Here is a 12,354-nt window from a genome sequence, read left to right as displayed (position 1 = left end):
TAAGAAGCCAGCACAGCGTACGCCACTATTTCAATCAGGGGAAATTTCGTGATACCTCCATTCAAACGGGCGCAATCCGCCCGTATCGTTACCTTGTTTACAGCAATACCATCTGTTGCGATTATTTTTTTCGCATGTGTTTTGATGCTTGTCACGCCAATGCCTGTTCAGGCCCAAAATACCATGCCGATCGACATTTCACCCCAGCCACTGGGGGATTCCCTGCTGCAGTTGGGCCAGCAAACCTCGCTGCAGATTCTTTACACACCTGATCTGGTAAGAGAGTTGAACACCTCCGGCCTCCGGGGAAATTACACTCCGGAAAATGCTCTGCGCCAGTTATTGAAAGGCACCGGCATCGAATACGAGCGGCAAGGCAACATAGTAACCTTAAAGCGTATCAGTGCAGTCACTTTGCCATCTCTAACAGTCAGTACAGCTTCCCTGAAACAAGGTACAGCAGAAGAAGGCTATCGGGTAAGTAATGTCAGCGGGATTGGTCTTTGGGGAGAACGTAGTTTACGGGATACACCGTACTCGATGAGTGTCGTCCCATCTGATCTGATCGAAAACGTCAATGCCCAGAATATGGGGCAGATCTTTAAAATGAATCCCCTGACTCAGGAACCAGCTATCCACAATAACAATGCTATACCTATGGTCACTATACGCGGGTTTACATCATTTAACCCGATTTATGACGGTATCCCTCTGGCTTTAGGAAATGGTTCTGCCGTGTCAGTGATCGAGATCGACCGAGTGGAAATTCTCAGCGGAACCTCCGGGTTTCTCTATGGTGGAGGAAGAGTGGGTGGAGCGATAAATTATGTCACCAAAAGCCCCACTAACGTGCCACTCAGAACACTGACATTTGGCAATTACGGTGGCACCCAGTTTTATGGCCATGCCGATATCGGCGGAAAATTCGATGACCAGGGTCGATTCGGCTACCGAGTCAATCTGCTCTATCAAGGGGGAGATACTGCCATCGGCGAACCGGTCAACCAGAAAGTCGCCAACATCGTGTTGGATGGCCATCTCACTGATACCCTTTATGCGGATCTCAAATATACCTATAACGACTACAGAAAAGAGGCAACACAACCTGAATTTTATATGATGGAAAGAACTTCTATCGATACCAGCAAACGTTACTCTCCCAAATGGACATCAAATGATGTGGAAAGCCATAAAGCCTACACCAGCCTGCGTTGGGATCCGAGTAAGCATTTTACCCTCAGAAGTGCCTTCTTCTACCAGAATACCGGCGGGAGTACCAATCAGATGACTTTAGATGATCAGGTAGATGGAACTTTTATTCCTGGAGTGACAAGTGGCAATACCTGGCAAAAGTTTGAAAATTATGGGGGATATATCTACCTGGATACCCGTTTTTCAACTTTTGCCGTCGACCATAAGCTGACCTTGGGCTATTCCTCTACTGTTATTGATCAAGTTTCGCCTACCGGTGGTTCTTACTGGTCTGGTCCAAGCCTTCCACTTAGCGAACTTAAAAATATATCTGAGCCGGATTGGGAAGAACCTTCCGCAGGAGGGGATATCTATTTTGACCGATATAATAATGTCCTGATAGGAGATGATATTACCTTCAACGACCAATGGTCTGCAATGGTCGGACTCAATTACGCTACTACGATTAATCGGGGAACTGGTTGGTATGGCGATGGTAGTACATATGAAAAATCTGCGCTGTCGCCCACTGTTTCACTGCTGTACAAACCGATTGAAGTGGTAACCACCTATATCTCTTATATGGAAGCACTTCAGAAAGGGACGATAGTAGGTAATACTTATACCAATCGTGGAGAAGTATTCCCGCCACTCGTCAGTAAACAATATGAAGTCGGTCTGAAATACGACATCAACCCCAATCTGTTGTTGAGTACTGCATTATTCCGGATTGAAAAAGCCAACCAGTTCTCAAATTTAGCTAGGCCCATTCCCACTTTTGTTCGGGACGGCTGCAGGTCCATAACGGCGTGGAACTGATGCTGACCGGGAAAATCACGGACAATCTGACTATCATGGGCGGTGGTACGTTGATGGATCTCAGTGTGGAAAAAGCCAACAATCCCACTCTGGAAGGCAAAAAACCAACCAATGCCGCATCAAGGATGGGCAAGATTTATGCGGAATATGCGCTGCCATGGATTACAGGATTGAGCCTAACTGGGGGTATTTACTACACCAGTGAAAAATATGCTGATGCCGCTAATACCGATAAAATTCCCAGTTATACCCTGTACGATATCGGTGCACGCTATATACCCGTGTACTGAATAAAGCACTGACTGTACGCTTGAACATCATTAATTTGACAGGTAAAGATTACTGGCAAAATGCTAATTATTTAGGTGTACCGAGAACTGTTGCATTTTCCGTCAGTACGATATTTTAACGTTTTTGCTTAAATATTCCGGGCTCAGTAGAGCCCGGAATATTACTTTAAGGAAATGCCGGAATCTTGGGTTCTGTTCGCATCACCTCGATTTGAGGTAAATGTTGCCTTATACGATCTTCAATTTCATCGACCCGATCGCTAGGAACATCCGCCAGTACCAGCAGTTTTCCCGCCTCGATTTCCTCCTCAAATTCTTTAATACGCCGATTGCCAAGGCTTACGCCGATCATGCCGCTCACCCACGATCCCACCCCGGCACCTGCCAGTGTGGTCGCCAGTAAAATACCACCGGCAATGACCGCCGATGCGGGTGGCAACGCAACAGCCACCAGCCCGGCAAGCAGCCCTGTTGCACCACCCAATGCAATTCCCTGCTGAACGGCAGGAACAAAATCAGATTTCTGTAACAGGTTAGCTTCTGGTAAATCCTCCAGTGGTGTACCGCGTTTCGCGATCACATGAATATGCCTCTCTTCAATTTTTGCCAGAAGCAAATCATCAACAATTTTCCTGGTAGTAACTATCTCTGGAACCAAAAAGTATATGCGTCTCATGATGCCCTCCATTTAGAACTACTTACTCAAGAATGAAAGAGTAGTGGCCTACTCTTCTGGTGGAAGCACTTTTGATAAATACGATTACTATTTTGACTGCCTTATAGATGAGAGTCATAATCGGACCAAAAATTTTAGTTATGGCTCTGTTTTTTAATAATCTGACAACCCGCGGGCGATCCAGCCGGCTTTTTCTCAGGTGTTCATAATCATTCTTACCAGATTGGGCATTCCTTTACCCTGAATATAGGGATCACGGGCCAGGTCGGTACAGTGCTGCAACAACAGTGTCTTGACGCGATCCGGATAACCGATGAATTCCCGTCTGGCAGAAAGAAAGGCTGCCAGCAATCCTGAAACATGCGGGGTAGCCATACTGGTACCACTCATCTCGACATACGCATTACGCATGGTGAGCTTGCTTTTCGGCCACTGATGGCGTGCCGAGAGAATATTTTCACCCGGGGCGACAAGATCCGGTTTCATGCGTCCATCGGCAGTCGGCCCGCGTGAGGAGAAATAGGAAATGCCATAGGTATGCGGATTGGTTTTATGCACCGAGCCGACAGAAATGGCTTCCTCCAGATTGGCCGGATCCCCAATGGAAAGATCCATATTGGCTGGTATCACACCAGTAGCAGAATCGAGCAGCGCGTACCCTTCATTGCCGGTCGCGAGGCATACCAATACCCCCTGGCACCACAAACGCCGCAGTTCCTGGCACAGTGGGGTATGGCCACAACCAAGGACACTGGGATCAAAATTGCCACCCAGGCTGAGATTCACACCATGGATGATCAGTTTACCGGCACGTTCATTCAGTTCTGCAATAGTATCAAGGGCTTTGATGATGAAAGCATCTTCCCCGTTGCCGTTGTCTTTGAGCACCTTGAAACCATAAAGTCTCGCCTCGGGTGCCATTCCCCGCAGCAAGATTTCAGATTTATCTTTTTCATCATGCGGTAAGGCTAGTGTCCCTGCAATGATGGCAGCAACGTGGGTACCGTGGCCATTGTCATCCAACGTACCAAAACCGCTGTCACCCGGTTTTAATTCCCTGGGGTCATCGCTGCCGGTGCAATCCCATTGTGCGGCTACATTGTTGTGTTTTTTGAAATGCGGGTGATCAGCAGCGATTCCGGTATCGAGCACAGCCCAGGCGATATTCTGGCCACAGGCGCTATAGCCCAGATTGGCCGGGCGCACCTGGATCGTGTGTGCCGATTGGTGCAGCAGCGTACGCTTGACTGCATTACGCCACACACGATCGATTTTCAATGTGCTGCAGTGCGAACGTAATTCCTCGATTTCACTCCGAGTCAGATCCGCCGAGATAAAACGGCGCATGAGTTGGATGCGTCCTTCCTCAGGTTTAGTGTTGTTGAAAATCAGGACATTCTCTATCAGTTTATGGAGGTGATCACGCACCTCGTCCAGTGAGGTGGCATTATCGCTATCCGAAACCAGTTGAATCAGCGTCGGGTGCTTCTGCTCACGGTGGCCATCCTCGATATTATCAACCAGATCTTTCATCAGGATATTGCGACCAACCGGGTTGCTGAAGGTGGGGCCTGCTGTCTCACGTACCGCCTGGCGTACGATGTCGAGCGAAAGATAACCTGTACCCGAATGAGGATTGGATGCCCACTCGGGGTTTATCATCAAACCAGCGTGATCCTCGATCTTCACACCGCGACTGTTAGGCTGGTAATCATTACTCAGGTGTGAATCGAGTGCGACGGGATCGAGGCTTTCGGCTACATTCAGCCAGCGATCGACACATTCCGGCACAGCAAGGGACTTGCCGGAGCCGATCTTGCCAAGCACATCCTGCGCTTCCTGAATGCCGAGAGGTGAACCGATGGTGATGAACAGGCGTACATCACAGTCAACCTTCTCCAACTGGCGCAGTACTTGATAAGCAATCATCGAACCCTGGCTGTGAGCAACCACGATGAAGGGACCACCGCCCACATCCAGACGATCACGCAGCGACTGTTCCATCAGGTTGCGCTTATGTTCATCAAAAAAGAACCCCTGCACATCCTTGAGGAACAGTTTGGTAATGCGGCGGGTAACCCACAATCGCACACTCTCTGGCAGTGGCAGCGCCTTGACATTGACACTACCAGGTCGCTTTTCTCCTGCACGCAGACGATCTTCCAGCGCAGCCATAATTTTGCGTTCGGCAGCATTCAGCTTGATTTCCGGCTCCAGCTCATTTTCCTGCAGGGTTTGTACCCCTATTCCACCTGCATCCTCCGGCAGCGTATCCTTGTCGGCGCAACTGGCTTTTTCTGGCTTAGGGTAACGACTACGATCCACCCAATACGCCATGCGGGTACGATCTCCCATCGGCGCGCCAAACAGCGCCGTATCCCACTGGCATTTCAGGACCGATGCCACGGGTTTATTACCAATCCCATGGATATACACGATAGTGCCAATTTCCGGTGAACTGCCTTCCTTGTTCAAGATCGATGGAAATTCAGCTGATTCAGCACTGGCTGCAGAACGGGAAAATTCAACGAAGGGATTGATGTGTTCGACGCCGGGCTGCCTGGTCTTTCTGGTATCGGCCGACTTGCTGCCGGATGATTTACTGCCAGTTGTTTTGCTGCTGCTGGAACGGGAATTCCGTTTTTCTGTGGCCATGTCTTTTCTCCTTCACTGAATTGCCCCGTTTTCTGTCAGATCGGTTTGATTGCATCTGATCCGGCTATGCCAATCAAATAATACGCTCTACCTGTTGCAGAAAACAGATTATTTCAGTTCGTACAAGAAAAAAAATGGAGGCTCAGGGAGCCGCCAAAACAGCTCGGGTGATTGTCAATGTCACGGTCATTCGATCGGCTGGTGTGCCAGGCGGCTGATGCGCGCAGTTTCAGCTTCGATCCATGCTTCCGCCTGGGCCATCAGTTCACCTGCTTCGATTCCCTCCGGATGAATCGGCCGGCCGATACTCAGTGTAATAGTGCCAGGATATTTGATGAAAGAGTTTCTACCCCAGAATTCCCCGGCATTGTGCGCTACCGGCACGACCAGTGCACCGGTATGCACCGCCAGCCAGGCACCACCGATACGGTATTTGCCTTTCTTGCCGGGAGGGATGCGCGTACCTTCGGGAAAAACGACGATCCAGAAATTCTGTTGCAACCGTTCTCTCCCCTGCTCCACGATCTGCTCCAGTGCTGCTTTGCCGGCACTGCGATCGATCGCAATCGGACTGGTCATGGCGAGTCCCCAGCCGAAAAATGGAATACGCAGTAATTCTTTCTTCAACACCCATACCTGCGGTGGAAAAATCTGTTGCAAGGCCAGTGTTTCCCAGGCGGACTGGTGCTTGGAAAGGATGATCGATGGCTGATCCGGGATATTTTCCCGTCCCAGCACTTCATAACGCAGGCCGCAAATGGTGCGCAGCATGAACAGCATCAACCGGGTCCAGCCATAGGTGACCTGATAGCGGCGATGGGGAGGCAGCGGGAAACACATCAATGTAAACAGTGCGTACGGCGGTGTAATGATTGCCTGCAGCAGCATATAGATCAGAGAACGCAAGCCGGCCATTACACTGCCTCTACTTCAAGGCTGTCTGCTACTGCTGACAAATCCGGGTAGATTTGCGTACCGGCAGGCAGGTTACCCTCCGCCAGTGTAGCCTGGCCTTTGCCAGTGAGTACCAGTATAGGGATGGCACCTGCTTTGGCAGCTGCCTGCAGATCGCGCAAAGAATCGCCCACAGCAGGGACATAGCTGAGTTCAATGCCGTAGCGTTGCCGAATCTCCTTGAACATACCGATACCCGGTTTGCGACAACTGCATTTGTCATGTTGCGTGTGCGGGCAGAAAAACAGAGAATCGATCCGCCCTCCTTCCTGCTGCACGGTACGAAGCATCCTGTCATTGATCAAATTGAAAGTCGTCATGTCGAGCAAACCGCGCCCGATGCCGGACTGATTGGTAGCAGTAACCACTCGATAACCGGCATGAGTCAGCCGTGCAATCGCCTGCAGACTGCCCGGAATAGGCTTCCACTCACCGGGAGCTCTGATGTAGGTCTCACTGCCATAATTGATAACGCCGTTCTGGTCGAGAATGATCAGTTTCATTTTCGAAGTGCTCAGGCAGCCAGCCTGGAAATATCCGCGACGCGGTTCATCGTCGCCTGCAATGCTGTCAGCAAGGCCAGGCGATTGCGCCGCAGTACCTCATTCTCATCGTTCACCATCACCTGATCGAAAAAGGCATCGACTGGTGTTTTCAAGGCAGCAAGAATTTGCAGGGCAGTCACATAATCACCATTCTGGAAAGCTTGTATGGCATCGGATTCGATTTCGGACAAAGCACGATACAGGGCGATTTCAGCCGGAGCCTGCAGACAAGCTTCATCGATAGCGGCAGTCGCATCAAATTCCGATTTTTTGAGGATATTACCTACCCGTTTATTGGCTGCTGCCAGACTGGCTGCCTCGGGCAAGGTGGCAAATGCACGTACCGCCGCCAGTCGCCGGGGAATTTCACACAACAGCGCAGGCCGCAGGTTCAAAACGGCGTCCACTTCCTGAGCTGTGTAACCCTGATCACGCAGGCTGGCGGCAAGACGATCGTAAAAGAAATCCTGCAACTGCCCTGTCAGTTGCGACGTTATCGGGCGCGCATGGCCCGACTCCGAATCCTGTTTTCCGATCGTTCCATCCTGCAATACATCGGCTGCGCGCGAAATCAGTACATCCAGCCCGACCGGCAGATCTTTTTCGATGAGGATACGGATGACACCCAGCGCATGCCGCCGCAGTGCATAAGGATCCTTGTCACCCGTCGGAAGCTGACCAATACTGAACAGGCTGATCAGAGTTTCCAGTTTATCGGCCAGTGCCACGCAGATTCCTGCCATGCTGCGCGGTAGCACATCCCCGGCAAAGCGGGGTTTGTAGTGATCCTCGATGGCAAATGCGATCGTTTCATCTATTCCTTCGAATCGGGCGTAATAACGTCCCATGATGCCCTGCAGTTCAGGAAATTCTCCGACCATATCGGTCAGCAGATCGGCCTTGGCCAACATTGCAGCCTGATCCGCCTGACCGGCCAGGTTATCGTCGCCCAGCAGCCGCCCGATGATTCGTGCCAGTGTCTGCACATAGCGGGTCCGTTCCCCTTGTGAACCCAACTGGTGATGGTAGATCACCTTGTCCAGATCGGGCAGGCGTGAAGCCAGCGTCCGCTTGCGATCATGATCGAAAAAGAATTTTGCATCCGCCAGTCGTGAGCGGATCACCCGCTCGTTACCTGCAATGATTTGCCCCGGATCAGCCGGCGTGATATTGGCAACGATCAGAAATCGGTTGGTCAGTTTTCCATCGGTATCCAGCAGAGGAAAGTATTTCTGGTTGATTTTCATGGTCGAGATCAGGCATTCCTGCGGCACTTCCAGAAAATCTGCCGGAAATGTTCCCATCAGGATATTGGGATATTCCACCAGTGCAGTTACCTCATCGAGCAATGCCTCATCATCGATACAGTGCAATTGCACTGCACTCGCGGCGGTCTCCAGTCCTTCCCGGATCCGGCTGCGACGCTGGTCAAACCCCGGAATCACAGCCCCTTCCGTTTCCAGCAGGGAAGCATAGCGATCTGCATGATCGATGATCAGCTCGGCTTGTTTTGCTTCAAAACGATGCCCGCGGGTAGTATTCCCGGCAGTAAATCCAAACGCACTGACGGGTACGATTTTCTGCCCGTGCAATGCAATCAGTCCGTGTACCGGCCGCACGAAATGCACGTTCTCCCAACCGTCATCGAACTGATAAGTCATGACCTTGGAGACGGGCAGTTGTCGAATGGTATCCTCCATCGCTTTCTGCAAACCCGCTGCCAGCAGAATCCCGGTGACGTTCTGTTCCAGGAACAGCATTTCTGCCTTGCCTTCCTGCACTCGTTTGAGCGCAGAGGCGTCGACATTTTCCATACCCAGTGTAGCCAGCTTTTTATGTAACGCCGGGGTTGGCTGCCCTTGTGCATCCAGCCCGACGGCAACCGGCATCAGTTTGAGCGCTACGACCTGATCCGGCGCCTGAGCAGGAATGGCGGTCAGATGCACCGCCAGCCGGCGGGGGGAAGCAAAGGCGGTCAGGGCCATATCCGGTGTAGTCAGATTCTGGCTTTTCAGGCTGGCGGCAATGGCGGCAGCAAAAGTATTGCCCAGCTTATCAAGCGATTTGGGCGGGAGTTCTTCGGTCAGCAGTTCGATCAGTAAATTTTCGATCATCATGCCGACTCCGCCTGATTCAGAATCTGCGCGACCCACTCACGTGGTGCCAGTGGAAACGGTGGCTGCAGACGCAGGCGGCTGTCGTAATAGGCTTGTGCCACGCGACGCGACAGATTGCGGATACGACCAATGTAGGCTGCACGTTCGGTTACTGAAATCGCACCGCGCGCATCCAGCAGATTGAAGGTATGCGCAGCCTTCAGTACCTGCTCATAGGCAGGTAACGCCAGTTGAGCATCGATCAGCTGGTTGGCCTGTGCTTCCAGTTTGTCGAAAGAAAGCAGCAGAAACCCAGTATCGCTGTATTCAAAATTGTAGGTGGACTGTTCCACTTCATTCTGGTGATAGACATCACCATAGGTCAGCCCATCCGTCCAAGTCAGATCGAACACGTTTTCCACTCCCTGCAGATACATGGCGAGACGTTCCAGCCCGTAGGTGATTTCCCCCGTGATCGGCCGGCAGTTGATCCCGCCCACTTGCTGAAAATAGGTGAACTGGGTCACTTCCATACCATTCAGCCAGACTTCCCAACCCAGCCCCCAGGCACCGAGTGTGGGATTTTCCCAATCATCCTCGACCAGGCGCACATCATTCTGCTGCAAATCCAGCCCCAGTATCTGCAACGAACGGAAATACAGATCCAGAATATCGTGCGGTGCGGGTTTCAGTACAACCTGAAACTGGTAGTAATGCTGCAGGCGGTTGGGATTATCGCCATAGCGGCCATCCTTGGGACGGCGGGAAGGTTGCACGTAGGCGGCACGCCATGGTTCCGGCCCGAGTGCACGCAGAAAGGTTGCGGTATGGCTGGTACCAGCGCCGACTTCCATATCGTAAGGTTGCAGCAACGCACAACCCTGCTGCCCCCAGTATTGCTGAAGGGTAAGAATGATTTCCTGAAAAGTGGGAGTAGACATGTTACGGCGGTTTAGCGATGGGTTGATAGCGGTCTGATGATGAACCGCGCTCATTCTACAGAGTTTTGCGTCTCCCGGAAAATGCCGCCAGGCTGCCAGCCAGCAACAGCAGGCCAATCAACGCGAATACGAGACTGTTTCCGAATCGAACATAGGGGGTAGCACCGCCAAAACCCTGTGCAGTGCTGTGCAAACCAGCAGTGGTAAACATATCCAGCTGCTCCAGCACTCTGCCTCGCTCATCGATAATGGCAGTCACGCCGGTATTGGTCGCCCGCAGCATGTAACGACCCGTTTCCAGCGCACGCATCTGCGAAATCTGCAGATGCTGCCGCGGGCCGATCGAGCGGCCAAACCAGGCATCATTACTGACATTGACCAGCAGGCTGGCCTGCGGCAGCTGCATGATGATTTCCTCACCAAACACATCTTCATAGCAGATATTGACGGCCACCCGCTGCCCGGCCAGATTCAGCGGCTGCTGGTCCAGTCCGCCACGCGAAAAATCTGATAGCGGAATGTGCAGCACGTCGATGATCCAGCCAAATACCGGCTTCAGCGGGATATATTCCCCGAACGGAACCAGATGATATTTGCGATAACTTTGCTCCGGCGAGATACCAAAACTGAACATGGTGTTGTAATAGCCATTATCGGATGAGGAACGTTCCGCCATGCCGATCAGCAAATCACCCTGGCGGGAGCGGGCATGTTCAGCCAGTAAAGCCAGATAGTCCTGTGGCGCCTGTTCGTAAAACAGGGGAAATGAAATTTCCGGGGTAACGATCAATCTGCTCGGGCTTTCCTGCACCAGTTCAGCATAAATCTGCATGGTGGCTGCAAGATGTTCCGGCTGCCATTTCATATTCTGCGGAATATTTCCCTGCAGCAAACTGACTGTCACCGGTTCTCCTTCCGGCTGCGTCCAGTGAATCTGCTGCAAACCAAAACCAATGAACCAGACACTTCCCAGCCATAGCCAGAAACGGCGATTCTGTCTGTTCTCCAGCCAGCAGGCGAGCCAGGCTGCACTCAGCATCAGCAGCAACGACAAGCCATACACCCCGATCACCGGGGCAAACCCCGCCAAAGGACTGGCCGGTGCCTGCGAATAACCGACTGTCAGCCATGGAAAACCGGTAAACAAGGTACCGCGCAACCATTCCGTCAGTGCCCAGAGTGCCGCTACCATCCCCGGCCACACCCAGGATGCACGAAAATGCCGGAAAGCGGTGATCCACCCGGTCAACGCAGGAAACAATGCAAGATAAGCGCATAGCACTATCAACGCCAGTACCGCCAGTGCAGGCTCCATATGACCAAAATCATGCAGACTGACATAAAGCCAGGTTACTCCCTCACCAAACAGGCCCATACCGAAGGTAAATCCGGTCAGCGCAGCCTGGCCAGGTGTCCTGCTCTTGCGCCAGAGCAGAGCAAGCAGCGCCAGCGTAACCACCGGAATCGGATAAAGATAAAAAGGCGCAAAACCGGAAACCGTCCCCACACCCAGCGCAAATGCAGCAATCAGTCTGAAATAACCGTTCAATTTATTCACACTTCTATCAGATCAGGAAAAAATCGGAGCAGAAAATAGCCTGTTGCAGCCAGGAAAATGAGCTTTACTAGCTGCTCAGCCCGGTAATAATCTTATAAGGAAGATACAGCAAGGCGTACACGATAAACAGGTAGGCAATGAAAGCGAAGGGATTTTCACGAAAACTGTCGAGTACCGTTTTGTGTTTCCCCTGCTGCTTGAGTCGGGCATATTCCTCACGAACACGCGCACTGCGCTCCGCCTGGTAGACATCCAGCAGTTCCCTTGCCTGCGAATATTGCGCTTCATCGCGTACCCACAGGGCCGGCAGGGAAATCCCCCAGTTACCGGCAGAGGTCTCATAAAAATCGATCTGATGCTCGCTCAGCAGCGCCCGTACTTCTTCCGCCTCATCATCCGGCACGTTTCGCAGCTTGAATAACAGTTTCGACATCTGACACGAAATCTCGTGAATAAAACCCGAATTCTCCAGCAAAATCGGGGTGCAGTAAAACCCATCTTGCAAAAGATTGATGAATTATCTGAAATTCCCTGCCGATCCGGTGCGCGTGGCGGTAAAGTACGGCAGAAGGCGTAGCTGTTTAGTCCCACGATGTGCTGGGATGGGTTAACGATAAAACGATCTGGCT

The 12,354-nt window shown here is 51.8% G+C and carries 10 protein-coding genes; 2 read left to right on the top strand and 8 right to left on the bottom strand.

What is annotated here, in order from left to right; translation table 11 throughout:
* Nucleotides 1–183 precede the first annotated feature (183 nt).
* A complete protein-coding gene (locus ABUL11_RS09835) occupies nt 184–2,010 on the top strand; it encodes a TonB-dependent siderophore receptor (RefSeq protein ID WP_350283678.1) in 1,827 nt (608 codons plus the stop codon).
* Nucleotides 2,010–2,300: a TonB-dependent receptor domain-containing protein gene (locus ABUL11_RS09830; RefSeq protein WP_350283680.1), complete on the top strand. Its 291-nt coding sequence runs from the start codon at nt 2,010–2,012 to the stop codon at nt 2,298–2,300. Before ABUL11_RS09835 ends, ABUL11_RS09830 begins: the two co-directional genes overlap by 1 nt.
* A gap of 166 nt (nt 2,301–2,466) precedes the next feature.
* On the opposite strand, the gene ABUL11_RS09825 is transcribed toward ABUL11_RS09830, so the two are convergent.
* The 8 genes from ABUL11_RS09825 to ABUL11_RS09790 all read right to left on the bottom strand — a co-directional run bounded on the left by ABUL11_RS09825 (nt 2,467) and on the right by ABUL11_RS09790 (nt 12,158).
* Nucleotides 2,467–2,976, bottom strand: a complete 510-nt coding sequence (locus ABUL11_RS09825; RefSeq protein WP_350283677.1) for a DUF1269 domain-containing protein — start codon at nt 2,974–2,976, stop codon at nt 2,467–2,469.
* A gap of 195 nt (nt 2,977–3,171) precedes the next feature.
* Nucleotides 3,172–5,631, bottom strand: a complete 2,460-nt coding sequence (locus ABUL11_RS09820) for a S8 family serine peptidase (protein ID WP_350283676.1) — start codon at nt 5,629–5,631, stop codon at nt 3,172–3,174.
* A 186-nt stretch (nt 5,632–5,817) separates the two neighbouring features.
* Nucleotides 5,818–6,546, bottom strand: a complete 729-nt coding sequence (locus tag ABUL11_RS09815; protein ID WP_350283675.1) for a lysophospholipid acyltransferase family protein — start codon at nt 6,544–6,546, stop codon at nt 5,818–5,820.
* The gene (gmhB, locus tag ABUL11_RS09810) at nt 6,546–7,088 is read right to left on the bottom strand and encodes a D-glycero-beta-D-manno-heptose 1,7-bisphosphate 7-phosphatase (RefSeq protein ID WP_350283674.1); all 543 of its coding nucleotides are present in this window, start codon (nt 7,086–7,088) and stop codon (nt 6,546–6,548) included. The genes ABUL11_RS09815 and gmhB overlap by 1 nt, the downstream gene beginning before the upstream one ends.
* A gap of 11 nt (nt 7,089–7,099) precedes the next feature.
* Nucleotides 7,100–9,247: a glycine--tRNA ligase subunit beta gene (gene glyS / locus ABUL11_RS09805; RefSeq protein ID WP_350283673.1), complete on the bottom strand. Its 2,148-nt coding sequence runs from the start codon at nt 9,245–9,247 to the stop codon at nt 7,100–7,102.
* The gene (locus tag ABUL11_RS09800; protein ID WP_323850782.1) at nt 9,244–10,167 is read right to left on the bottom strand and encodes a glycine--tRNA ligase subunit alpha; all 924 of its coding nucleotides are present in this window, start codon (nt 10,165–10,167) and stop codon (nt 9,244–9,246) included. Before ABUL11_RS09800 ends, glyS begins: the two co-directional genes overlap by 4 nt.
* Nucleotides 10,168–10,222: 55 nt before the next feature.
* Nucleotides 10,223–11,716 (bottom strand): apolipoprotein N-acyltransferase, encoded by a 1,494-nt coding sequence (gene lnt / locus ABUL11_RS09795; protein WP_350283679.1) that lies wholly within the window; start codon nt 11,714–11,716, stop codon nt 10,223–10,225.
* 76 nt (nt 11,717–11,792) lie between these two features.
* Nucleotides 11,793–12,158 (bottom strand): DUF6164 family protein, encoded by a 366-nt coding sequence (locus ABUL11_RS09790; protein ID WP_350283672.1) that lies wholly within the window; start codon nt 12,156–12,158, stop codon nt 11,793–11,795.
* Between the last annotated feature and the right edge of the window lie 196 nt (nt 12,159–12,354).

Origin of the sequence: Nitrosomonas sp. (assembly GCF_040256045.1) — a bacterium.
Classification (GTDB): Bacteria; Pseudomonadota; Gammaproteobacteria; order Burkholderiales; family Nitrosomonadaceae; genus Nitrosomonas.
This window is presented reverse-complemented; position numbering and strand designations above follow the sequence as displayed.